We start from the raw sequence: 25,363 nt of genomic DNA, 5'->3' as shown, positions 1-25,363 counted from the left end.
GGCGTAAGCCAGCAGATTTACAGTCTGCCCCATTTGGCCACTCTGGTATTTGCCCGTTTTCATTCTACAAAGAACTCTTTTTTTTCGCATTCCGGCCTTCACAAAAGGAAAAGCTTTATTTCTTTCTCCGTTTTCACCTCCGGACCCGCTTTCCCGGCTTTCCTTTTCCGGGCAACGCCCGACCTTCGCATTTCCGGAAACCGGAACCGGTTTCCATCCGTCCTCCCCTTTAAAAGAGAGTCAAGCGCCGGTTTGCTTTGAGCCTCTTGTCGGATTCGAACCAACGACCCCGAGATTACAAATCACGTGCTCTGGCCAACTGAGCTAAAGAGGCGAACTTATTAAAAAATGCAACCGCTACGTTCTAGCACGAGCGAAACGGCTGCAAATTTAGTTATTTATTTCTTTCCCGCAAAACATTTGCGATTTTTTTATTTATTACGTTGTTTTTCCTTGTATTTAACCAACTGCTTTTCGAGCGCTTCCACGTCCAAATCGATTGCTTCTTCAAATGTGTCGCACACTTTGCTTGCATAAAACTCCCCGTTGGGAACGAGAATCTTTATACCTGCTTCCTTATTTTCCGCAGTTTCCGGTTTAACTACCTTTAATGACACCTCCACTTTCTTTATATCTTCGTAATATTTCTCCAACTTAGACACTTTTTTCTGAATAAATGCCTGCAATTGTTCTGACGCATCAAAGTGAATTGATTGAATTCTTACTTCCATACTTACCTCCTTGTTTTTAAGCCCTTGGATGAGCTTGTTTATACACTTTTTTAAGTTCTTCAAACGTGGTATGCGTATAAATCTCGGTAGTCGCAATGCTCTCGTGACCCAAAAGTTCTTTCACAGCGCCCAATTCCGCCTCATTATTCAGCATCATGGTAGCGAAAGTATGCCTCAGCACGTGAGGGCTCCTTTTTTTCAACGTCACCACCTTTGACAAGTTCCGTTTCACCAGATTATAGACCAGGTTCTTATAAAGCCGTTCGCCGTTTTCCCGAATGAAAAAAGCCTCCGACCTTTCCCGAACCGCTTCGTTTCTTATATCGATATACTCAAGCATCGACTTCCTCAGCTCATCGCCGAAAGGTATCAAGCGCTGCTTGTTTCTTTTCCCGGTCACCTTCAACAGAGAAGCGGAAAAATCCACATCCCGGTCGTCCAACCCGATAAGTTCCGAAAGCCTCATGCCCGTGGCATAGAACATTTCAATCACCAACCGGTCGCGACACCCTTTAAACCCCTCGCCAAAGTCCGTCTCGTCCAGCAACCTGTCCATCTCGCTCTCCCTTACAAAAACAGGCAACGGCTTCTTGTTCTTAGGCCCCGTGACTTTGAGCAACGGGTCCGCCTCCATTTGTCCCTGCCTTAAAAGATATTTATAGAACGAGCGCAACGAACTTAACTTACGGTTTACGGAAGTCGAAGTATAACCTTTGTCCATCAATGCAACAATCCATTCACGGACCAGCTCCGCCTTCACTTCCAACGGGTCGAATTTTCCATACTCTTCCTCTGAAAACTCCTGCAATTGCTTTATATCCGCGCCATACGCCAGAACGGTTTTTTCCGAATAGTTCCGCTCATACCGGAGATAATCAAGAAAAGATTCTATCAACATAATCTCGCTACATCTAAAATCGTGCAACGAATGTATGAAAAGAATTCAATAATTCAAAGGAAATTACGAATTATTAATCTTCTACTTGCTGAAGTTGTTGTACGTAAACTGCGCGTTCTTTCTTAAGTCTTTTAGTTACAGACGGTTTATCAAACTGCTGTCTGCTTCTCAATTCTTTTACGATGCCAGTTTTCTCAAATTTTCTTTTGAACTTCTTCAGCGCTTTTTCAATGTTTTCGCCTTCTTTTACAGGTACTACAATCATTTTGTTACTATTAATATGTTATGATTAAAAAATTCCGCAGTCAAATTGCGCCGCAAAATTACACATACTTTCTTTATTCACAAAACTTTCGGCAAATATTTCTCAAAAACTATTCATAAACAAATCATTAACCGAAGAAAGTTAGTACCTTTGAAACACGAATAAGTCTATTTTTAATTTACTAAAGTATGAAACAGCACATCAAAGAACGGATACGCACATTCCGGACAATGCTTTGCGCCAACGGGCTCAAGGCATTCATCATTCCCAGTACCGACCCTCATTTAAGTGAATACGTAGCTCCCCACTGGATGTCCCGCGAATGGATTTCCGGCTTCACCGGCTCCGCAGGGACCGTTGTCATTTTAGCGGACAAGGCAGGTTTGTGGACCGATTCCCGTTACTTCCTGCAGGCGGAAAACGAATTGGAAGGCAGCGGCATCACCCTGTATAAGGAAATGTTGCCGGAGACTCCCTCCATCACGGAATTTCTCTGTCAAAACCTGCATCCGGGAGAATCGGCGGGCATAGACGGCAAGATGTTTTCCGTGCAACAGGTAGAGCAAATGAAAGAAGAGCTGGCGGCACACCGGTTGCGAATCGAGCTGGCCGGCGACCCGTTGGAGGAGATTTGGGAAGACCGCCCTTCCATTCCCGATTCCCCGGCTTTCATCTACGATATCCGGTATGCCGGAAAAAGCTGCGGGGAAAAACTATCCGACATCCGCGCCGAGCTTAAAAAGAAAGGAATTTACGCATTGCTTCTGACCGCATTGGACGAAGTTGCATGGACTCTGAATTTAAGAGGGAGTGACGTGCACTGCAATCCCGTCGTTGTGAGTTACCTGCTAATCACCCGGGAGAATGCAACGTTCTTCATCTCACCGGAAAAGGTGACACCGGAAGTGAAGGCCTACCTGGAAGAACAAAAAATCGGACTGCAAAAATATGACGAGGTGGAGACTTTCCTAAGTTCCTTCCACGGAGAAAACATCCTGATTGACCCGCGGAAAACGAACTACGCCGTTTATTCGGCCATCAACCCTCAATGTTCCGTTGTCCGCGGCGAATCCCCGGTCGCCTTGTTGAAGGCTGTCCGCAACGAACAAGAAATAGCCGGCATCCATGCCGCCATGCAACGGGACGGCATAGCGCTCGTCAAATTCCTCAAATGGCTGGAAGAGGCAGTGCCTTCCGAAAAAGAGACGGAACTCAGCATAGACAAGAAACTGCATGAATTCAGGGCCGCCCAGCCCCTCTACATGGGAGAAAGCTTCGACACAATCGCCGGCTACAAGGAACACGGGGCAATCGTACACTACTCGGCGACCCCGGAAAGCGACGCCGTCCTCCGGCCGAAAGGATTCCTGCTCCTGGATTCGGGGGCCCAATACCTGGACGGAACCACCGACATCACACGGACAATCGCATTAGGCGAACTCACGGAAGAAGAAAAAACGGACTATACATTAATATTGAAAGGACATATCGCACTGGCGATGGCAAAATTCCCGGCCGGCACACGCGGCGCCCAACTCGACATACTGGCCCGCATGCCTATATGGAATTACGGCATGAATTTCCTTCACGGCACAGGACACGGAGTCGGGCATTTCCTGAGCGTGCACGAAGGGCCGCAGAGCATCCGCATGAACGAAAATCCGGTCACTCTGCAACCGGGAATGGTTACCTCCAACGAACCCGGCGTCTACAAAGCCGGCAGCCACGGGATACGGACAGAAAACCTGACACTAGTCTGCAAAGACAAAGAAGGGATGTTCGGCGAATATTACAAATTCGAGACCATCACCTTATGCCCTATCTGCAAAAAAGGAATCGTCAAAGAGATGCTGACGCCGGAAGAGACCGAATGGCTCAACGACTATCACCGGACTGTCTACGAGAAACTGTCGGCAGGCCTGACCCGTGAAGAAAGGGAGTGGCTGGAGAAAGCGACCGCCCCGATATAATGCATTGCCGGAAAAATACGGGAATATCCAATTAAAAACATTATTTCAACGAATCATATCTTATGGCTTTAATCAAATCAGTACGGGGATTCACCCCCGAAATCGGAAAGAACTGTTTTCTCGCAGACAACGCCACCATCATAGGAGACGTTAAAATAGGAAATGACTGTAGCATCTGGTTCAATACCGTGTTGCGGGGAGACGTCAATTCCATACGCATAGGCGACGGGGTCAACATCCAAGACGGAAGCGTCCTCCACACCCTGTATCAGAAATCGACCATTGAAATCGGCAATCATGTTTCCGTCGGACATAATGTCACGATTCACGGGGCAACCATCAAAGATTATGCATTGGTGGGGATGGGCTCCACCCTGCTGGACCATGCCATAGTCGGTGAAGGCGCCATTGTCGCCGCCGGTTCCCTGGTTTTGAGCAACACGGTTATAGAACCCGGAAGCATCTGGGGAGGAGTGCCTGCCAAATTTATCAAAACGGTAAATCCCGAACAAGCCAAAGAGCTGAACCAGAAGATTGCCCACAATTACCTGATGTATTCGCAATGGTATAAAGAGTAAACGATTTTTCCGTTCCTTTTCCGGGACCGGCCTGTTCCGGAACCAATTCTCGCCTCTGTCATGCGGGAAACAAAGAAACCGTCCGGAAAAGGAACTCATTGGAAATACGGCAACAACCGCACTTGTTTTTACCACGGGAGATTTACGGGTTCCGGGTTCCGGTTCCTCCAGAATGACGGATGCCCCGGAATCTCCCGCCTTTGAAACGACGCCTGCATCGTGATTATCCGGGCGGCATCTTACAAAGTACATCTGTCAGTTGTAAACCTGCCGCCAATAACGGCGGACAATGAATACTCTCGCCGGAACAACCGGGATTCAGACTGTTAATTTCCTGATAAATAAGGGATAACCCGGCATAAACAAGAACAACCCGTTTTGAAAGGCATTATCCTGATGATAGCCGGGAACATGGAGCATAAAAGATACGGTAAGCAAGCACCTTTCCCGGCTATTATCACCAAAAACCATCGGCTACGTTTGCCGTCACTTTCCTATATGCAGATATGTTTCGAGCTATCGGCGCTTGAAGTTTTATCGACAATTAAATTGTTGATTATCAAATCCACCCATATTTTCACGTAGCATACTACAGACCGCCAACTCCTCCATAATATATAAAGAGCATGATAAACGAGTCGCCAATCACCTTGCATAACATAGAATTTATTTTTTAGAAAATGCTGTCATCTGTCACAAAAAGCATAATAACAGGCTAGGAATGAGCGGATAAGGGTGTGACAGCAAGGGGTGACAGCAAGATGACAGTTCCTATTGCCGTCACAGGAAAACACCAGGAAAAAGGCGGGGATAATCCGAAAATCCGAACTCAAAGTCACACCTATGGCATAGTCGTACCGGAACATCAATTGAGGGCGCCGACGGAATATCTCACTAAAAAAACAGGAACTACAAAGGGACAAGTAAACTTATTCAGATTTAAAAAAATATTGAGTAAACTAACTTAGGTATAACAAACGAAGTTGGCAACTAAATCCGGTACAGTACACAAAAGGACAAGTAAACTTATTTAGATTTAAAAAAATATTGAGTAAACTAACCTAGGTATAACAAGCGAAGTTAGCAACTTAATCCTGTACAGTACACAAAGGGACAAGTAAACTTATTTAGATTTTAAAAATATTGAGTAAACTAACTTAGGTATAACAAGCAAAGTTGCCAACTAAATCCGGTACAGTACACAAAGGAATAAGTAAACTTATTCAGATTAAAAAAATATTGAGTAAACTAACTTAGGTATAACAAGCGAAGTTAACAACTTAATCCTGTACAGTACACAAAGGAACAAGTAAACTTATTTAGATTTTAAAAATATTGAGTAAACTAACCTAGACATAACAAGCAAAGTTGCCAACTAAATCCAGTACAGTACACACCCCTCCGGCAGAAACGGAGTTTCAACAGAAAGAAACTGTAGTTTCAACGGCGAGAAACTATAGTTTCGACAGAAAGAAACTAAAGTTCCAACTAAGAGGAAACTATAGTTTCAATAAGGGGAAACAACAGTTTCAAGCAATTGAAACTAGAGTTTCAAACGGTCGAAACAAAAGATTCAAGCAGTTGGAACCGACGTTTCATTATATGATACTGATTATCAAACAGATATAATAAAGCGCTCCTGCCGGAGCACTTTGGCTCAAAGAATGGAACAACAGAAATGCAAAGAGCCCCTGAAACGGAACGAAATACCCAAATAGGAAAATGAGGCAGCCTTACTTAATAATCCGAAAGTCATAACACAAAAATCCTCCTGCTCCGGCCTTCATCGGTTACAACACAAGGCAAGAACAGGAGGATTTTTCCTTATCGCTGTTTCAATTTATCAGATTTTCAACTTCCGAGACGCAATAGCGCTGTTACTTACAGGCAACGGATATTTTTCCATTGCCTACAAGGCATATTCTCAAAAGTTAATCATATTCATGATTTTCTCCGTAGCTCCGGCGTTGCTGGTTACATAATAACCGGCATTCGTTCCGGTCTCGCGCAAGAACACTTCATCCGAATGGAAACGTTCCAACAGGCTTTCCAACTCGTTGTAGTCCTTGATGGAATAGGCTCCTTTCGCTTCCAACAACTGGACAGCTTCCATAAATTTCTGGTATTTCGGTCCGAAAATCACCGGAATGCCATATACGGCGGCTTCCAGCGTATTATGGATGCCGACTCCGAACCCCCCGCCGATATAGGCTATTTCCCCGTAGCGGTAGATAGAAGACAACAACCCGAAACAATCAATAATCAGACAATCGGCTTTCAGGACATTCTTCTCGTCCGCGCGGGTATAACGCACATAAGGACGGCTTAATTTACCGATAATCTCTACCAAATGGTTCTCGTCAATCACATGCGGGGCGATAATCAGCTTCATCTCCGGATGATTGTTGAAATATTCCAGAAACAAATCTTCATCCGGCCCCCAGGAACTCCCCGCAACGAAAGTAAAAGCATTATCTCCTTTGAACATCTTCACCAACGGAAGTTCCTTGGCTTCTTCACGAATCTGCAAAACCCGGTCGAAACGGGTGTCTCCCACCACCGTCACGCGGTTGATGCCGATTTTCGACAAATAACGTTTGGAAGCCTCGTTCTGCACGAACAAATGGTCGAAATCTTTCAGCACGTCACGGTATGTCCCGCCATACCATTTGAAGAAAACCTGGTCGCGGCGAAAAATGGAGGACACGCTATACACCGGAATGCGGCGCTTATGCAACTCGTCCAGATAGTTCTTCCAGAACTCATACTTGATAAAGAACGCCATGCAGGGGTTGGCGATGTCAAGGAACTTCTTCACATTTCTCGGCTTGTCGAACGGCAGATAACAGACAATGTCCGCTCCCCGGTAATGCTTGCGCACTTCATAGCCGGACGGAGAGAAAAAAGTCAGCAATATTTTATAACCGGGATACTTCGCCCGAATCATTTCCATCAAAGGACGTCCCTGCTCAAACTCGCCAAGCGAAGCCGCATGAAACCAAACATACCTCTCCCCTTTTTCCACTTGCTGGCGCAGAAGCTCATACACCACCCAGTGCCCTTTCATCATTTTCCGGGGCTTGCGGCTGAAAGGAGCGGCCAAATGGACGAGAAAGTCGTAAATGACTATTGCCAGGTTGTACAACATACTGCCAAACCGATTACTTCAGAACCTCTATCGCCCGTTTCATGCGGGCTAAAGTCTCTTCTTTACCCAATACCCAGGAAATATCAAACATGTGCGGCCCTTTTCCCTCGCCGACCAGAGTCAGCCGGAACGCATTCATGATATTCCCCGTATGATAGCCTTTTTCAGCAATCCAGTCCATGACAACCTTCTCTTGCCCTTCAATGCTGAAATCCTCAATGCCGGCAATCACTTCCGCCAATTCGGCCATGCATTTTGCGGAGTCTTCTTTCCAGCGTTTCTTCACGGTCTTCTCATCATATTCTACAGGAGCCACAAAGAAAAAGCCGCATACGTCCCACAGTTCCTTCACAAAGCTCACCCGGTCTTTCATCATCCCCACTACCGTGACTACCTTCTCAAAAGGAGCCTCCACGCCGTGCTCTTTCAACACGGGGACAAAGAGTCCGGCAATCTCCCTGTCGGACTTCCGCTGGATGTACTGGTGGTTGAACCAGATTCCTTTCTTATAATCGAACTTGGCTCCCGACTTGCTGCAACGGCGCAAATCGAACAGGCGTACCAGTTCGTCCATCGACATCACTTCCTGGTCGTTGCCGGGGTTCCATCCCAACAATGCAAGGAAATTGATTACCGCTTCAGGCAAGTAGCCGGATTCGCGATAGCCGGAAGAGACTTCCCCCGACTTCGGGTCATGCCATTCCAGAGGGAATACAGGGAATCCCAGGCGGTCGCCGTCGCGTTTGCTCAGTTTGCCGTTTCCTTCCGGCTTCAATAGCAAAGGCAGGTGGGCAAATTCCGGCATCGTATCTTCCCAGCCGAAAGCACGGTACAAAAGCACATGCAACGGAGCGGAAGGCAGCCATTCCTCTCCACGGATTACGTGGGAAACCTCCATCAAATGGTCGTCCACGATATTTGCCAAATGATAGGTAGGCAGTTCGTCGGCAGACTTATAAAGCACCTTGTCGTCCAGAATAGACGAGTTGATAATTACCTCACCGCGAATCAGGTCGTTCACATGCACGTCTTCATCCGGTTCGATTTTAAAACGGACTACGTACTGTTTGCCTTCGGCAATCAGCGCGTCCACTTCCTCCTTCGGCATCGTCAATGAGTTGCGCATCTTCCCGCGGGTAGACGCATCGTATTGGAAATTAGCTATTTCCGCACGTTTGGCCTCCAATTCTTCCGGAGTATCGAAAGCGATATACGCTTTTCCGTTGTCCAACAGGACCTGCACGTATTTCTTATAGATTTCACGCCGTTCAGACTGGCGGTACGGGCCGTGTTCTCCCCCGAAGCTCACCCCTTCGTCAAAATGAATGCCCAGCCATTTGAAAGATTCAAGGATATATTCTTCCGCTCCCGGAACAAACCGGTGGGAATCGGTATCTTCTATACGGAAAATCAGGTCTCCGCCGTGTTGACGTGCAAATAGATAATTATACAAAGCTGTACGCACACCACCGATGTGCAATGCTCCCGTAGGACTTGGAGCAAAACGAACTCTTACTTTTCTTTCTGCCATAATTTGGGTTAGTATAGGTAAATCGCGGCAAAATTAACCCTTTTTTTCCACACTATTGTTTTTTTTTGTACTTTTCGCAAAAATTTCAACGATATGGAACACTCAAAGAAGAAAAAAAGCTTCTCCAAGAGAGATTTGCTATATAAATCGCTGCTATTTGCGGGTACAGTGGCGCTGATTGTCTATTTCCTGCCGCGAGACGGAAAGTTCAACTATCAGTTTGATATGAACAAGCCTTGGAAATACGGGCAGTTGATAGCGACTTTCGATTTCCCGATTTATAAAGACGAGGCCGTAGTGAAACGCGAGCAAGACAGCCTGATGGCGCTCTTCCAACCTTACTACCGGCTTGACAGACAGGCGGAAAAAGACGCTGTCGCCAGATTGAAGGAGAACTACCATACGAGCCTGAAAGGGATACTTCCTTCCACAGAGTATTTACGGCACATCGAACATGCCCTGAAAGAGATTTACCAGGCCGGAATCGTATCGACGGAGGAGATGCGGCAGTTGCAGAAAGACAGTACATCGTCTATCATGGTTATCGACGACAAGCTTGCCAACTCGCATTCCACCGGGAATATCTACACCGTAAAAAGAGCGTATGAGCATCTGCTTTCGTCCGACTCCGCCCATTTCAACCGGGAGATTCTAAGGCAGTGCTCGCTGAACGAGTACATCACCCCCAACCTGAGCTTTGACGAACAACGGACGCAGAGCGCCAAAGAAGAGATGCTGAACAATTATTCCTGGGCAAACGGGCTGGTAGTCAGCGGACAAAAGATTATCGACCGGGGAGAAATCATCAGCCCGGAAACTTACAATATCCTGGAGTCATTGCGCAAGGAATCTATCAAACGGAACGAGTCAATGGGGCAGGGCCGCCTAATCCTCGGCGGGCAAATCCTGTTTGTCGGCATGCTGATACTTTGTTTCATGCTTTACCTCGACTTGTTCCGGAAGGATTACTACCAGCGGAAAGGCAGCCTGTCTCTGTTGTTCACGCTGATTGTTTTTTACAGCATAGTCACGGCTTTCATGGTCACGCACAATTTATTCAACGTGTACATCATCCCCTATGCGATGCTGCCTATCATCATCCGCGTATTCCTCGACTCCCGGACTGCTTTCCTGACCCACGTCGTCACGATACTGATATGCTCCATATCGCTGCGTTTCCCTCATGAGTTTATCCTGACCCAACTGGCCGCCGGACTGGTGGCGATATTCAGTTTGCGGGAACTCTCGCAGAGGTCCCAGCTTTTCCGCACGGCATTGCTAGTCATACTGACTTATGCCGCCATTTACTTCGCTTTCGAGCTGATGACGGAAAACGGGCTTTCAAACGACTTTTCGAAACTGAACATACGGATGTACACTTATTTCATCATCAACGGGATATTGCTGTTATTCGCTTATCCGCTGCTATTCCTGTTGGAAAAAACGTTCGGGTTCACTTCCAACGTCACTTTGGTGGAACTCTCCAACATCAACAACGATGTACTCCGCCAAATGTCGGAGACTGTTCCCGGCACTTTCCAACATTCCATGCAGGTAGCCAATCTTGCGGCGGAAGCGGCCATCCGCATCGGTGCGAAAAGCCAGTTGGTGCGTACAGGGGCTTTGTACCATGACATCGGCAAGATGGAAAACCCGGCTTTCTTCACCGAGAACCAATCCGGAGGAATCAATCCGCACAAAAACCTCAACTATGAGCAAAGCGCCCAGGTCGTAATCAGCCACGTCACGGACGGACTGAAACTGGCGGACAAGCACAACCTGCCTAAGGTTATCAAGGACTTCATCAGCACCCACCACGGACGGGGAAAGACAAAATATTTTTATATCTCATGGAAAAACGAGCATCCCGGCGAAGAGCCGGATGAAGAGATGTTCACTTATCCCGGCCCGAACCCGTTCACTAAGGAACAGGCCATCCTGATGATGGCGGATGCGGTGGAAGCCGCGTCACGCAGCTTGCCGGAATATACGGAAGAAAGTATCAGTAACCTGGTCGACAAAATAATTGACTCCCAGGTCACTGAAGGTTATTTCAAGGAATGTCCAATCACTTTCAAGGATATAGCGACGGTCAAAGCCGTGTTCAAAGAAAAATTAAAGATTGCTTATCATACCCGGATTAGCTATCCTGAGTTAAAGAAGTAAGCAGGCCGGCACAGGCGTCTTCAAGTACATCGAGCACATACTCAAATCCTTCGCTCCCTCCATAATAGGGGTCGGGAACATGGTCTGCCAGAATGCGGGTGCAATAGTCCGTCATGCGGCGAATCTTCTTCCATTCTTCGGGGGAAGGGGCTTTGTCTTTCAAATCGTCTATGTTCCGGTCGTCCATACCGATTATCAAATCAAAATCATAAAAATCCCCGGTGCGGACGGGCCGGGAACGGTGTTCCAGCCGGTAACCGCGCCGTGCCGCATGGGTTCTCATCCGGCTATCCGGCAATTCTCCCTGATGGTAGGACAGGATTCCGGCAGAATCTATCACGAACTCTTTTTCCAACCCCGCCTCTTTTACCAGACGGAGCATAACTCCTTCTGCCGCAGAACTGCGGCAGATATTTCCCAGGCAAACAAATAGTATTTTCTTCATAGACCTCCTTCTCAAAATGAATTCAATATCTGGTTCGCACGGTTCACGGTAACTGCCGCAGGTATTTCCGGCATGCTTCCCAGCTTGAACGGGGCGAGCATTTTTTCTATTTTCCTCAATCCGGATTTGTTTCCTTCTCTCTCAAACTCCCGCCGAAGGATAGTTATTTTCTCATGCGCCTGTATTCCTTCTATCAGTCGTTCGAAACGGATGCTGCTGCGCGCTCCGGGATATACCAGATACGTATCTCCTCCCGCCCACGTATGAAAACGGGAATCGAGCAACGGCTCCAACGGCCAACTGTTGTATGCCCAGCGCAGGTAACCGTCCAAATGTTTCTTTGCCGAATAGAAGCTTATCCAGGTTGCTTCCGCCGGCTCCGAGAAGGTGAACGTATTGGGATGCGCTTCCGTGCAACAGGTATAATAAGTGGTGCGTTTCTTCTCTGCCGCGCGACGGAGGCGCACTTCTTCCGGGAAGTCCTGTCCGATTGCTATGCAGTAATCATACAGGTCGGGGTCGATTTCCGCATGATAATTGCCCGCCAGCGAGACTTTGAATCCGGCATCCGCCTTACGAATCACTTCCAGCGTTTTCTGCATCACATCCATCGGGCGTTCGTCCATCGCAATGGTGCAAATGTCAAACCAGCCTTTCGCTTTCAAATGTCTGGCAAAAGAGGTCAGCATCGCTACCCACATCTCTTCGTAGGCTTGTTCTCCCGGCTGTGCTTTGATGAACTTCAACGAGTTCGTCGCCTGGTCGTAATACTGGAAAGACAACTTCCAGGGAACCATCGAATAGCAGTTGATTTGTTTGTCAATCCCCACGCTCATCATGAACTCGACCCAACGGTCGAAAACGGTATAATCGAAAAGCCAGGTTCCGTCCGCACGTTTTATCCACGTAACCATCGTGTCAAAATAGTCTTCTGTCTGGCCGTTCCAGGGTTTGTGTGTCAAAGTCGCCGTGATAATCTTCTGTCCGGCATTCGCCAGCATCTTCATCAAAGGACGCATCGCCTCCAGATGCTCCTGGCTCCATAGAGGGACTTGGTAATAACGGGCTACGGCATACGGACTTTGCCATAAATCCAAATGGTAGGCCCATTCCGACGGTTGCGGCAACTCCCGGAAGGAAACCGTTATTTCAAGATTCAGCCGTTGCAGCAAACGGGAACCATCCTTGACCTGCAGCTCTCCTTTGTAAGTTCCGGGAACGGCAGACTGCGGAATCCGGCACTGCACCCAGACCGGCTGTACCGTGCGTGCAGGCAGTTTCATGCTTTCCAGCCCCGCATCAATCGGGTCGGCGACTAACAAGGAATCGAAATTCACGGATTTCCGGTATCCGCAAGCGCCGCGCCCGTCTTTATTCAGTTCGTCTGTCATCACGTACCGGACAAATCCGGCGCTAAAAGCATCTACAGGAAGAAGGTTGCCTTTTTTATCCTTAAATCCGGAAAATCCGAGATTCAGGTTTTCCAGCTCTGTCCCGGTCCACACGACAGCCTGCGCATTCACCCGTTCGCCCCGCCAGCCTTTCAAAGTAACGGTATGACGGGGTTTCAGCCGGGGAAGCTGATGTTTCGCATACCGCACGTCAGTTGTTCCCCAGGATACCTGAGTGGCAGTAAACGTTGCCCACTCTTCTTCCGAGGGGGCTTCCGGGTCGGGCAATTCCTGATAAATTCCCAACGGGAATTTCGGTTGTCCGGTAGGAGTGCCGCATTGGGTAACTCCTTGCTGTGCAAGAAGGGGTCCTGCACCGATAAGACATGTCAAGCAATAAATCGAGAGTCTTTTCATGGTTAATTGAATTTATAAATACATATCTGCCTCTGTTAGCAGCCTCCAAAAATAGGAAAAAGGGAGGACATACAGGCATATCCTCCCTCTTTTTATTTTTGTGCAAAAACTGTAACGGTTATTCAGGAACAGTCACCCCAAACCGTAACGGCTATTTGAGACTGGTGACTCTTTCTTTCTGACCTTGCCGGTTTTCCTCCTTAGTATCTACAGGACTCATGCCGCCAAACGGTCTACGTTCCTATTTTCCGGCGATACCTCATTGATTTGATAACCAGCGCCATCCCGTCATGCATCCGGTAAAAATAAATGTGCAGGGTTTTGCCGTTCATCCGTTGCGAATTGATTTGAAAGGAGGTCAAATCCGGGTTATTCTCACGATTGGAGATTTACCGCAAATGCATGGAATGAAAGAAGTTGCACGAATAACGAACCCAAAAACATGAAAAGTTACTCACTCCCGAAAGGTCCTTACATCGGGTCTACATCATAATAGACAATCAAGGATTTATAGCGTTCATCTTCTATCATCTCCCGCTGAATGCGCAGAAGCAACTCGCGCGCACGTCCCATCGGAGCATTCTGTTCAATTTTAACAACTATCTTTTTAATAAACAATGTCTGGATACGGGCCACAGGCGGTTTGTCGGGGCCTAACACGCGGTTGCCGAATACGGCTCTCAGCTTGTCCGCCATTACTGCCGCCATCTGCTCCAGCAATGTTTCATTATGGTTTTTCAGATAGACATATACCAGACGGTAGTAAGGGGGATAGCGGAACATCTGGCGTTCCGCCAACTGCCCGCCTACCATATCTTCATAGTCATTGGCAATGACCTGGCGAATAATGGGATGGTCGATGCTTTTCGTTTGGAGTATCACCCGCCCGCGTTTGTTTTTCCGCCCGGCACGTCCCGCTACTTGCGCCATCAACTGGAAGGCCCGTTCGTAAGACCGGAAATCGGGATAATTCAACATGGTGTCGGCATTCAGAATGCCGACAATACTTACATGGTCGAAATCCAGCCCTTTCGACACCATCTGGGTCCCGATTAATATATCGGTTTTCCCCTGTTCGAAATCCGCAATGATTTTCTCATAGGCGGAACGGGTACGGGTAGTATCCAAATCCATCCGTGCCACAGACGCTTCGGGAAACAGGATTTTAATGTCGTCCTCGACTTTTTCAGTCCCGAAACCGCGGTTCACCAGTTCTGTCCCTTCACAAGCCGGGCAGGCTCTCGGCAATTGATATGTGTAACCGCAGTAGTGGCAGGTCAATTGGTTGATTCCTTTGTGATAGGTCAGGCTTACGTCGCAGTTTTTACATTTCGGGACCCAACCGCAGGTGCGGCATTCTACCATCGGAGCAAATCCGCGGCGGTTCTGGAAAAGGATTACTTGTTCTTTCCGCCCCAGGGCTTCTTTCATATATTGTATCAGGAGCGGGGAGAACTGGCCGACCATCCGCTTCTTACGGTGCAGTTCTTTTATATCTACCGGAATAATCTCCGGCAACTGGATTTCTTTATACCGTTCTTTCAACTGCACGAAGCCGTACTTCCCTTCCTGGGCGTTCTGCCAGGTTTCAATGGAGGGGGTCGCCGTTCCCAGCAATGTTTTCGCCCCGTACATGGCGGCCAGGACGATGGCGGCACTACGCGCATGATAACGGGGAGCCGGGTCTTGTTGCTTGTAGGTATTTTCATGCTCTTCATCTACAATCACTAACCCCAGATTCCGGAAAGGCAGGAAAACTGAGGAACGGACTCCCAAAATGATGTCGTACCCGTCTTCTCCCAACTGTTTTCTCCAAATCTCTACCCGCTCGGCATCCGGGAATTTAGAATGATAAATACCCAGGCGGGAACCGAATACACGTTGCAAACGCTCTGTTATCTGTGTTGTCAACGCGATTTCCGGCAGTAAATACAATACTTGTTTTCCACGGCGGACGGCTTCTTCTATCAGATGGATATAGATTTCGGTCTTGCCGCTGGATGTCACTCCATGAAGCAGGCAGACATTCTTATCCCTGAACGACTGCACAATCTCGTTGTATGCCCGTTGCTGGAACTCGTTCAAGGGGTTCAACCCGGCAACTTCTGTTTCCTGCCGGTTCAGCCGGCCGATTTCATGATGGTAAACTTCAAATATTTTTTTATCGACCAGGCCGTTCAGCACGGCAGGAGCGACACCGGCACGCTGCAACAGTTCTTTCTTGGAGATTTCCTTGGGAGGCTTATCTCCCAGAATCCCGGAGCATTCTACGTATTTCATCAGTAGAGCCAGTTGTTTCGGGGCGCGTGAGAGCAGGTCGAACAGAATATGGAGTTGTTTTTCGCCAACCGTTCCTGCAAGACGTACCCGCGCCTCGGTCTTGGGCTTATAGGTACGCCTCAGCTCTTCTTTCACAAAAATCGCTTCTTTATCAAGCAAGGATTTAATGACGGCAAGTATATTCTTTATGCCGCTTTCTTTTTCCAGTTTGGTGACGCATTGTTGCGAATCGGCGGCAAGCAGGTCTAAAATACGCTGTTCTTTTTCCGACAACGGTGCATCTGCCTCAAAATCCGGATTGTATTCCACGATTGTCTCGCTTTCCAGTTTCAGTCCGGAAGGTAATGCCGCTTTATATACATCGCCTTGTGTACAAAGGTAGTAATCGGCTATCCATTCCCAGAATTTAAACTGGTCAGGCAGCAAAATAGGGGAAGTATCCAACAGCGCGGATATTTCTTTTACCTCATATTCCGACGGAGCACAATAATGGACATTGCGGACGATGGCCGTATAGTATTTTTTCCGTCCGAAGGGGACTACTACACGACAGCCTGTCCTGACTTCTTCCGCATACTCGTCCGGCAAGGAGTAAGTGAAGCTCTTTGGAAGCGGAAGCGGCAATATAACGTCTACATATCTTTTCATTGCAGGCGCAAAGATATAAAAAAAAGGCTTTCGATAGTCGAAAGCCTCCGGTTCCGGATATATTAACGGATATGTTATCAGAAAAGGTAAGCGACAGATACCTGCCAGGTCTTGGTCTTGTACGATGCATCCGTCCCTTCCAGCTTGGCGGTATCTCCCAACGGTATGTTGTAATTGGCTCCCAGTTGCAAATGGTTCAACAGTTTTATGCCTGCTCCTACATTGATGCCTATTTCCGCTCTTTTCTTGTCGGTCTTGGTGCCTTCGATTGTTTTATTGCCGGCAAAATCAAAATAGAAATCAGGGCCGGCCGCAAGGTAAAGTCCCAATAAGCTCCCTAAGCCGATATTGTATTTCAGATTTACCGGAATGTCTATTCCATTCTGTTTAATGGTATATGTATCGTCTCCCTCGGACACGCTTATGCCTCGTTGGGCAAAAAGCAGGGAGGCGTCGATTCCCAACCCGATGACGGGAATGCTTACTTCTGCCATCGGACCGATAAAGAATCCTGTGAAATTATCTTTCTTAAAGTTATCTTCAACATTGGACAAACTCGCTTTGGACAAGTTCAAACCTCCCTTTACGCCCCAATGTATCTGTGCCTGGGCGGGCATTGTCATGCCAATGCATACGGCAATCATTAAAGCTGCAAAAATCTTTTTCATAAATTTACGTGTTTATAATTCGGGACAAAGATATATATTTAGATTAAATAAACGCAAATTATCGGCCGTTTGTTCGGTTTTGCTGTTTACGGCAACGGATATGTGTGCGTGTCCTGTGCTATCTTCAAGACAAAGAATAATCCGTATATCATTTCTCCGGACGGATATCCAGTTTCACAGGCTTAATCATATTTTCCGGTTTCAGAATCGTGTCCAGCTCTTCTTTGGAAAGGATTTTGTGTTCTAAAACGAGTTCATAAACTCCTTTTCCCGTTTCCAAAGCTTCTTTGGCTATTTGAGTAGAATGCTTATATCCGATTACGGGATTTAGGGCTGTCACGACTCCAATACTGTCGTGTACATTCCTGCGGCACTTTTCTTCATTGGCTGTAATGCCGTCGATGCACAAGGTTCGCAACGTGTCAAAACCATTCATCAACAAATCGGCGGATTCCAGGCAACACTGCATCATCACAGGTTCCATCGCATTCAGTTCCATCTGGGCGGCTTCTCCGCTCATTGTCACGCATAAATCATTGCCTATCACTTTATAAGAAATCTGGTTCATCACTTCTGGAATCACCGGATTCACTTTTCCCGGCATAATGGAAGACCCCGGTTGCATGGCAGGCAGATTAATTTCTCCCAATCCGCAACGGGGACCGGAAGCCAGCAACCGCAAGTCATTGCATATCTTATTCATTTTAACGGCGATACGCTTCATGGCGCCCGAATAGCCAACCATGCAGGAGGTGTCTGAGGTGGCTCCCACCAAATCGTCCGCCAGTTTTATATCCAGTCCGGTAATCTTACGCAGTGCGGCGATACATTTTTCCGCATACTCCGGCTCGGCGGTAATACCGGTTCCAATGGCAGTCGCTCCCATATTGACTGTGAGAAAATCTTGCGCCGCAAAATCCAGATTCTTCAATTCATGCTCAAGAATACTGGCAAATCCATTAAAAGTCTGCCCAAGTGTCATAGGCACCGCATCTTCCAGTTGGGTACGTCCCATCTTGATAATGTGTGCAAACTCTTCCGCTTTTTTCCGGAAAGAATCAATTAACGGTCTGAAATGTTTCACTAATTTTAAGTGAGTGTAATACAATCCTATATGAATAGCGGTAGGGTAAGCGTCGTTCGTAGACTGTGAACGGTTTACATGGTCATTAGGAGAGAAATACTGATACTCTCCGCGACGATGTCCCGTCAACTCCAGCGCGCGGTTGGCAATCACTTCATTGATATTCATATTTGTCGTGGTTCCGGCACCGCCTTGAATCATATCGACCGGAAACTGGGAAGGATGTTTTCCCTCGATTATTTCTTGGCAAACTTTTAAAATGGTATCTGCTTGTTCTTCTGTCAGCAAGCCTAATTCACGGTTGGCGATGGCGGCTCCCATCTTTGTTACGGCCAACGCGCGGATGAACAAGGGATATTCGTTCAAATGAAATTTGCTGATTCGGAAGTTTTCAATGCCACGAAGTGTCTGTACTCCGTAAAGCACCTCTTCCGGCACTTCACGGCTGCCTATCAAATCATTTTCCGTCCGAGTCTTTTTTAATAAATTCTGTTCCATATCGGTCATTATTAGTGATACATAATTTCTCATCTGTTTTTATAATAACCAATGAGCGCTGCGATTGTTTTAATAAATATACAAAAACTATTCAATCACTTTTTTGTTGTTAATACCGGAAAAAGAAAAAGACAAAGAGTAAAATCGTTTATCTTTGCTTCAAACTTAAAATAACAACCTATGATATTACAATTAGCATTTGTTCTGACAGCCATTATTATCGGTGCACGCCTGGGAGGTATCGGGCTCGGTGTCATGGGAGGTGTCGGATTGGCAATACTTACGTTCGTATTCGGTTTACAACCTACTACTCCCCCTATCGATGTCATGTTGATGATTGCCGCTGTTATTTCGGCAGCGTCTTGCATGCAGGCTGCCGGAGGGTTGGACTATATGGTAAAGCTGGCAGAACATTTGCTTCGCAAGCATCCGTCACACGTTACATTGTTAAGTCCTTTGGTGACTTATCTGTTTACTTTCGTGGCAGGAACCGGACATGTGGCCTATTCTGTGTTGCCTGTTATCGCAGAAGTCGCCACCGAAACAAAAATCCGCCCGGAGCGTCCTCTCGGCATCGCAGTCATTGCTTCCCAACAGGCTATTACGGCAAGCCCGATTTCTGCCGCCACCGTCGCTTTACTCGGATTGCTGACCGGATTCGAGATTACTCTGTTCGATATTCTCAAGATTACTATTCCGGCTACAATCATCGGTGTCCTGGTGGGTGCGTTGTTTTCCATGAGAACCGGCAAGGAGCTGGCAGAAGACCCGGAATACCGGAAACGGGTGCAGGAAGGACTTTTCAACGATAAGAAGGTGGAAATCAAGGATGTCAAAAACAAACGCTCTGCCATGCTTTCGGTTATCATCTTTATACTGGCGACTGCTTTTATCGTGCTTTTCGGTTCTCTTGAGGGGATGCGTCCCAGTTTTCTCATTGACGGCGAGACAGTTACTTTAGGGATGTCTTCTATCATTGAAATAATCATGCTGTCGGCTGCCGCAATGATTCTGCTGGTTACCGGAACGGACGGCATCAAGGCGACGCAAGGTTCTGTTTTCTCAGCCGGGATGCAAGCTGTCATCGCTATCTTCGGTATTGCCTGGATGGGGGATACTTTCCTTCAAGGCAACATGGCGCAGCTCACTTTTTCCATTGAGGGTATCGTACGCCAAATGCCGTGGCTGTTCGGTATCGCCCTGTTTGTGATGTCTATCTTGTTATATAGCCAGGCGGCTACCGTACGGGCACTGATGCCGTTGGGCATTGCCTTGGGTATCTCTCCTTACATGCTGATAGCTTTGTTTCCGGCGGTAAACGGATATTTCTTTATCCCGAACTATCCTACAGTAGTAGCCGCCATCAATTTTGACCGGACGGGGACAACCAAAATCGGCAAGTATGTGTTAAATCATTCATTCATGATGCCCGGACTGGTATCTACCATAGTGGCGATTGTCTTAGGACTGCTTTTTATACAGATATTCTAATTATATTAACCTAAACAACATTCAAGTTATGAAACAATTCAAAAAATCCGGCTTGATAGCGGCCATGCTGCTATTTACCGTAACAATGGCTTTTGCCGCAAAACCGAACATCCATATTCTCGCCACGGGAGGGACAATCGCAGGAACAGGGAGTTCGACGACAGGAACGAACTATACAGCGGGGCAGGTGGCCATCGGTGCTTTGCTAGACGCTGTGCCTGAAATAAAGAACATAGCCAACGTAACCGGCGAGCAAATTGTGAGAATCGGCTCGCAGGATATGAATGACGGGGTTTGGCTGACGCTTGCAAAGAAAATCAATGAATTACTGAAACGTCCTGACATTGACGGAATCGTTGTCACTCACGGAACAGATACGATGGAGGAAACGGCTTATTTCCTGAATCTGACTGTTAAAAGTAATAAACCGGTCGTACTGGTGGGAGCTATGCGGCCTTCTACCGCATTAAGTGCCGACGGTCCATTGAATCTTTACAACGCGGTAGTTACGGCCGCAGCCCAGGAGTCTAAGGATAAAGGGGTATTAATCGCCATGAACGGGCTTATCTTAGGGGCGGAGAGTGCCATAAAAATGAATACTGTCGATGTGCAAACTTTTCAGGCGCCCAACTCCGGCGCGCTAGGTTATATCTTGAACGGGAATGTTTTTTACAACCAAGTGACATTGAAGAAGCATACCACTCAATCGGTTTTTGACGTTACCAATCTGACTTCGCTGCCTAAAGTGGGAATAGTATATAGTTATTCCAACATCGAAGCTGATATGTTGGCTCCATTGCTGAACAACGGTTATAAAGGAATTATCCACGCGGGAGTAGGGAACGGGAATATTCACAAAAACATATTCCCGTCACTGATAGATGCGCGCAGGAAAGGTATCCTTGTGGTGCGTTCTTCCCGTGTACCGACGGGTCCTACGACTCTTGATGCGGAAGTTGACGATGCCAAGTATCAGTTTGTGGCTTCGCAGGAACTGAATCCGCAGAAATCGCGTGTCTTGCTGATGCTCGCATTGACTCAGACTGCCGACTGGAGACAGATACAAGAATATTTTAACGAATACTAACCCTAAACCGATTTATGAAAAAATGGATATTCATGCTGCTCATGATGGGCGGCATGCTGGGAACGTATGCCCAGAAAACGAGTTCGAACAGCAGGTTTTCTCCTGACACTCCTTTGTTTGAGGAGGTGACGAACGTAAAAAAGAAAACGGATAAGTTTAATCTGTACCTGAATATGCAGGGGAGTTTTGATGCTCATTTCCGGGATGGATTTCAAGAAGGTAATTTCAATATGCGCCAACTCCGCATCGAAGCAAAAGGCAATATCACCGACTGGCTTTCTTATCGTTACCGCCAGCGTCTGAACCGTTCGAACGACGCAAACGGCATGATTGACAATCTGCCGACTTCTATCGACTATGCCGGTATCGGCATTAAACTTAACGACCGGTTTAATTTATTTGCCGGAAAACAATGTGTCGCTTACGGAGGCATTGAATTTGACTTGAATCCGGTCGATGTTTACCAGTATTGTGACATGATTGAATACATGAGCAACTTTATGACCGGACTGAATGTCGGCTACAACATGACTCCCAAGCAACAGCTTAACTTGCAGATTCTGAACAGCCGGAACGGTTCTTTCGACAGTACTTATGGAATTACGGAAGATGCGGAAGGCAATATTCCTGATTTGCAACCCGGCAAAATGCCATTGGTATATACATTGAACTGGAACGGTAATTTCAATGAGGTATTCAAAACGCGCTGGTCGGTTTCTGTCATGAACGAGGCTAAGAACCACAATATGTACTATTACGCTTTGGGAAATGAATTGAATCTGAGGAAATGGAATGCGTTTTTTGATTTTATGTATTCTAAAGAAGATATTGACCGCAAAGGTATCATCACGGGCATTGTCGGCCGTCCGGGAGGGCATAATGCCTTTGACGCCGGTTATCTTTCCATTGTCGCCAAATGCAATTACCGTTTCCTGCCGAAATGGAATGCTTTTATAAAAGGCATGTATGAGACGGCTAATGTGACTAAGGCTTCCGAAGATATTGAAAAGGGGAAATACCGTACTTCCTGGGGATATCTGGCCGGAATCGAATTTTACCCGATGGAAACGAACCTGCATTTCTTTGTCACTTATATAGGCCGCTCTTATAATTTCACTTCTCTGGCGAAAGCGCTGGGACAGGAGAATTACAATACGAACCGCGTTTCCGTAGGTTTTATCTGGCAGATGCCTGTATTTTAAAACCGGTGTCTTGTCCGGCTACAAAAAATACCCGATAACTCCATCGTGAATTATCGGGTATTTTTTATATGTTCAGTCTTTCTTTTAATTAATACTCTTCTTCGTTAAAGAAGAAATCCTCCTTACTAGGATAATCCGGCCAAATATCTTCGATACTCTCATAGATTTCGCCCTCATCTTCCATCTCCTGGAGATTCTCAATAACTTCAAGAGGAGCACCCGAACGCATGGCATAATCAATCAATTCGTCCTTGGTTGCCGGCCAGGGAGCATCTTCAAGTTTTGATGCTAGTTCCAATGTCCAATACATAATCTTGAGTATTTAAAATGAATACTAAATTTGTCTCGTTTTCTATTTTTCGGCAAAAGTATAACAAAATCTATCATTTCCAACTATTATCCCAAAATATTTCATTATTTTGTTCATCAAAATTAATCTTTCGAGATAAAACAAACAAATAATCTGACAATCTGTTGACAAAAGCTAATACTTCGGGGGAAACCGTAGTGGTTTCAGACAACGCCAGGATGCGTCTTTCGGCTCTTCGGCAGACTGTACGGCAAATGTGGCATACCGCAGCGCCACGACTTCCTCCGGGTAAAATAAAAGCCCGAAGTTCCGGCAACTGTTCGTCTAATTTGTCTATTTCCCGTTCAATGGATTCTATATCTCCTGCTGAAATAATGCTGGCCGATTTCAGTCGGGTCTTTTCCTGGTCGGTCGCCAAATGTGACCCGATAACAAATAATTTATGCTGTATTCCCAAAATAAAGCCGCGTTCGTCTTCATTTTGCAAATAGGTGTTCAATAACCCCAGATTTGAGTTAAGTTCGTCCACTGTCCCGTAGGCTTCCAAACGGACATGGGTTTTCGGAACGCGGGTACCGCCAACCAGGCTGGTAGTTCCTTTATCTCCGGTTTTTGTATATACAAGGCTTTTTTTCATAATCTTCTATTTTACAGATTCACATAAGGTAAACGTACAAAGGTTATCAGAAGTTGACAATATAATGTTGTTTTATCTTTGATTTATCAAAAAAAAGCAGGCCTATATCATACAGGTCAAAACTAATGCCGACCCGTTCATCTTCCTGTAACTTTTTCCAAAGTTCCCGCATCTTTCCGGAATAGCAGATTCCATGTACAACGAATACGCTTTTCACAGTAGTCCGGCATGCGCAAATTTCGAATACTTTCTCCAATAGGCCGGGGTTCCGATAGTCATTTAAATATAAAAAGTCAACGGGAATATCCGCATCTAAAAATAATTCAGACAAGTCTGAGGCGAAAAGATAGGAGGCAGAGGGTTTGGCCGCTTGCAGATAGAGAGAAGCCGCCGAAGGCCGGCCGGCCTCTACGATGGTAGCAGGCTGCATCCTGTTTACCAACCGGAACAAAAAATGATTTACTTTTCGCGTTCCTTTACTCCATCCGCGCTCTTTCGCCATTTTCTTCCGCTCTTTTTTCAAAGAATAATAAGAATAATAAGGCGTTTTCTCATAAATCACGTCTGTTATCAGGCTAAATGCGAAAGGGGAATGCACGCCATATCCGCAACGATAACGAAAACGGGAAAGCCAAATAAAAGGTCTTTTTATACAGAGTAGAAGATTCATAAAGTCATCATTCGTATTTTTCCTCTTGCAAAGATATATTTTTTTATTTCATAGAACCAATCCGGAAGAAAAATGTTATAAAAGAAGATAATAACCTAAACAAGCATTTTTTAATTATGAAAAATTTAATTATCACGACAGCAATGGCTGCAACTTTATTTGTTGCCTTATTTGCAGGCTGTTCCAGCGACAATCAATTGTTACCCATCGAAAATGACTATGGGAATAGTAGCAGTAAAAACAATGGCGGGCTCGTCAGCCCTAAAGTACGTGCGACGGTCAACACGCCGGACAATCCGCAAAGTCCGATGAGCGGCATACTGGAGGTATATCCTTGCCAAACCGGTACTTCTATCTACTACGGTAATTATGTGAAGGATGCGCTTACCCCGTTTCAGGGGATGTACACTTTGAAGGACGGGAATACTTACGGAGAGCCTAACCGTGCCATCTCTCTTCCTGTGGGCACGTATAACATGATTTATTGGGGAACGCCCAAGTATGAGGAACCGATATACAGTAATCCCGCCGTCAGTGAACCGCAACTGGCTATCGGCAACGATTTATCTCAACAATATTTCGGACTTCGGAAAAACTTGCCGGATACGACTTATTATCCGGTTTTCGATTTGGTCTATGCCGTAAAACCTGCCAATATAGGTACGGAAGAGTTAAGCGCTGCAATGAAACGGCAGGTGGCCGGACTGAAGGTAATTGTAAAAGATAAGAATAACGGAATACTCAATTCCAGCATAGCCAGCATGAAGGTTCATATCGGAGGCATTGCTGAAAAACTGAACATGTACACTGCGGAACCGGTGAATCAAACCAAAACCGTTACTTTCCCACTTGTACTTTCTGCCGACGGCACGCAGATGAGTAATGCCACTGTCATGCTGTTTCCTTCTTCTGCCAATCCTTTATTCCAACTTATCATCACGTTAAAGAATGGAACTGTAAAAACATTCAAGCAGCCTTTAAGCGCTCCTCTAAAGATTAATACCAGACTGACTCTGACACTGACTCTCGGCGATATCTTTACGGAGGAAGAAAGCGGAAATTTTACTATAGACAACTGGCAAGAGGAAACCGAAACCATCGAAGTGCCAAGTTTGAATTAAGTCAACCGGCAAAGTTGATTGAGAAAAACATGGTGACGGAAATGAACCAGGTGACTGAAAGTTTCCAGTAAGTGAAGTGACCCCAAAAAGTTGGACATGTTAAACATTATCCCGTAATAGAAAGAGT

Annotated in this window: 20 protein-coding genes and 1 tRNA gene; 7 read left to right on the top strand and 14 right to left on the bottom strand. The window is 46.4% G+C overall.

Features of this window, described 5'->3' with window-relative positions:
* Positions 1–260: 260 nt before the first annotated feature.
* The 4 genes from Q5076_RS15465 to rpsU all read right to left on the bottom strand — a co-directional run bounded on the left by Q5076_RS15465 (position 261) and on the right by rpsU (position 1,894).
* Positions 261–334: transfer RNA gene (locus Q5076_RS15465), tRNA-Thr, on the bottom strand.
* A 97-nt stretch (positions 335–431) separates the two neighbouring features.
* Complete coding sequence (gene raiA / locus Q5076_RS15460; RefSeq protein WP_303014507.1) at positions 432–731, bottom strand: ribosome-associated translation inhibitor RaiA; 300 nt, start codon at positions 729–731, stop codon at positions 432–434.
* 16 nt (positions 732–747) lie between these two features.
* On the bottom strand, positions 748–1,629 hold the full coding sequence (gene xerC / locus Q5076_RS15455; protein WP_303014506.1) for a tyrosine recombinase XerC: 882 nt from the start codon (positions 1,627–1,629) through the stop codon (positions 748–750).
* Positions 1,630–1,702: 73 nt separating this feature from the next.
* Entirely contained in the window at positions 1,703–1,894 is a 192-nt protein-coding gene (gene rpsU, locus Q5076_RS15450; protein WP_002558090.1) for a 30S ribosomal protein S21, read from the bottom strand.
* 188 nt (positions 1,895–2,082) lie between these two features.
* On the opposite strand from rpsU, the gene Q5076_RS15445 reads away from it, so the two are divergent.
* Positions 2,083–3,864, top strand: coding sequence for an aminopeptidase P family protein (locus Q5076_RS15445; protein ID WP_303014505.1), 1,782 nt, complete (start codon positions 2,083–2,085; stop codon positions 3,862–3,864).
* A 62-nt stretch (positions 3,865–3,926) separates the two neighbouring features.
* Positions 3,927–4,442: a gamma carbonic anhydrase family protein gene (locus Q5076_RS15440; protein ID WP_303014504.1), complete on the top strand. Its 516-nt coding sequence runs from the start codon at positions 3,927–3,929 to the stop codon at positions 4,440–4,442.
* 1,924 nt (positions 4,443–6,366) lie between these two features.
* Here Q5076_RS15440 and Q5076_RS15435 read toward each other — a convergent pair.
* Together Q5076_RS15435 and gltX are read right to left on the bottom strand one after the other, a co-directional pair.
* A complete protein-coding gene (locus tag Q5076_RS15435; protein WP_303014503.1) occupies positions 6,367–7,590 on the bottom strand; it encodes a 3-deoxy-D-manno-octulosonic acid transferase in 1,224 nt (407 codons plus the stop codon).
* 13 nt (positions 7,591–7,603) lie between these two features.
* Positions 7,604–9,121, bottom strand: coding sequence for a glutamate--tRNA ligase (gene gltX, locus Q5076_RS15430; protein ID WP_303014502.1), 1,518 nt, complete (start codon positions 9,119–9,121; stop codon positions 7,604–7,606).
* Between the two features lie 93 nt (positions 9,122–9,214).
* On the opposite strand from gltX, the gene Q5076_RS15425 reads away from it, so the two are divergent.
* Positions 9,215–11,287: an HD family phosphohydrolase gene (locus Q5076_RS15425; protein ID WP_303014500.1), complete on the top strand. Its 2,073-nt coding sequence runs from the start codon at positions 9,215–9,217 to the stop codon at positions 11,285–11,287.
* On the opposite strand, the gene Q5076_RS15420 is transcribed toward Q5076_RS15425, so the two are convergent.
* The 5 genes from Q5076_RS15420 to Q5076_RS15400 form a co-directional block, all read right to left on the bottom strand.
* Entirely contained in the window at positions 11,262–11,732 is a 471-nt protein-coding gene (locus Q5076_RS15420) for a low molecular weight protein-tyrosine-phosphatase (RefSeq protein WP_303014499.1), read from the bottom strand. The genes Q5076_RS15425 and Q5076_RS15420 overlap by 26 nt on opposite strands.
* 11 nt (positions 11,733–11,743) lie before the next feature.
* A complete protein-coding gene (locus Q5076_RS15415; protein ID WP_303014498.1) occupies positions 11,744–13,540 on the bottom strand; it encodes a glycoside hydrolase domain-containing protein in 1,797 nt (598 codons plus the stop codon).
* 471 nt (positions 13,541–14,011) lie between these two features.
* The gene (gene priA, locus Q5076_RS15410) at positions 14,012–16,468 is read right to left on the bottom strand and encodes a primosomal protein N' (protein WP_303014497.1); all 2,457 of its coding nucleotides are present in this window, start codon (positions 16,466–16,468) and stop codon (positions 14,012–14,014) included.
* 77 nt (positions 16,469–16,545) lie between these two features.
* A complete protein-coding gene (locus Q5076_RS15405) occupies positions 16,546–17,136 on the bottom strand; it encodes a porin family protein (RefSeq protein ID WP_303014496.1) in 591 nt (196 codons plus the stop codon).
* Positions 17,137–17,284: 148 nt separating this feature from the next.
* Positions 17,285–18,718 carry an aspartate ammonia-lyase gene (locus Q5076_RS15400; RefSeq protein WP_303014508.1) on the bottom strand — a complete coding sequence of 478 codons (1,434 nt, stop codon included), beginning with the start codon at positions 18,716–18,718 and terminating at the stop codon, positions 17,285–17,287.
* A 180-nt stretch (positions 18,719–18,898) separates the two neighbouring features.
* On the opposite strand from Q5076_RS15400, the gene Q5076_RS15395 reads away from it, so the two are divergent.
* The 3 genes from Q5076_RS15395 to Q5076_RS15385 are packed head-to-tail and all read left to right on the top strand — an operon-like array spanning position 18,899 to position 22,498.
* A complete protein-coding gene (locus Q5076_RS15395) occupies positions 18,899–20,209 on the top strand; it encodes an anaerobic C4-dicarboxylate transporter family protein (protein WP_303014495.1) in 1,311 nt (436 codons plus the stop codon).
* A gap of 28 nt (positions 20,210–20,237) precedes the next feature.
* Positions 20,238–21,296, top strand: a complete 1,059-nt coding sequence (gene ansB, locus Q5076_RS15390; protein WP_303014494.1) for an L-asparaginase 2 — start codon at positions 20,238–20,240, stop codon at positions 21,294–21,296.
* Positions 21,297–21,310: 14 nt separating this feature from the next.
* Positions 21,311–22,498 (top strand): porin, encoded by a 1,188-nt coding sequence (locus Q5076_RS15385; RefSeq protein ID WP_303014492.1) that lies wholly within the window; start codon positions 21,311–21,313, stop codon positions 22,496–22,498.
* A gap of 88 nt (positions 22,499–22,586) precedes the next feature.
* On the opposite strand, the gene Q5076_RS15380 is transcribed toward Q5076_RS15385, so the two are convergent.
* The 3 genes from Q5076_RS15380 to Q5076_RS15370 all read right to left on the bottom strand — a co-directional run bounded on the left by Q5076_RS15380 (position 22,587) and on the right by Q5076_RS15370 (position 24,115).
* Positions 22,587–22,808 (bottom strand): DUF2795 domain-containing protein, encoded by a 222-nt coding sequence (locus tag Q5076_RS15380; protein ID WP_002558131.1) that lies wholly within the window; start codon positions 22,806–22,808, stop codon positions 22,587–22,589.
* A 73-nt stretch (positions 22,809–22,881) separates the two neighbouring features.
* Positions 22,882–23,445: a cob(I)yrinic acid a,c-diamide adenosyltransferase gene (locus Q5076_RS15375; RefSeq protein ID WP_303014491.1), complete on the bottom strand. Its 564-nt coding sequence runs from the start codon at positions 23,443–23,445 to the stop codon at positions 22,882–22,884.
* 46 nt (positions 23,446–23,491) lie between these two features.
* A complete protein-coding gene (locus Q5076_RS15370; RefSeq protein ID WP_303014490.1) occupies positions 23,492–24,115 on the bottom strand; it encodes a hypothetical protein in 624 nt (207 codons plus the stop codon).
* Positions 24,116–24,231: 116 nt separating this feature from the next.
* On the opposite strand from Q5076_RS15370, the gene Q5076_RS15365 reads away from it, so the two are divergent.
* Entirely contained in the window at positions 24,232–25,236 is a 1,005-nt protein-coding gene (locus tag Q5076_RS15365) for a FimB/Mfa2 family fimbrial subunit (RefSeq protein ID WP_303014489.1), read from the top strand.
* The last annotated feature ends 127 nt before the right edge of the window (positions 25,237–25,363 follow it).

The organism is uncultured Bacteroides sp. (assembly GCF_958445495.1).
Lineage (GTDB): Bacteria > Bacteroidota > Bacteroidia > Bacteroidales > Bacteroidaceae > Bacteroides.
The sequence above is the reverse complement of the archived record's forward strand: the minus strand, read 5'-3'. Positions and strand labels throughout refer to the sequence as shown.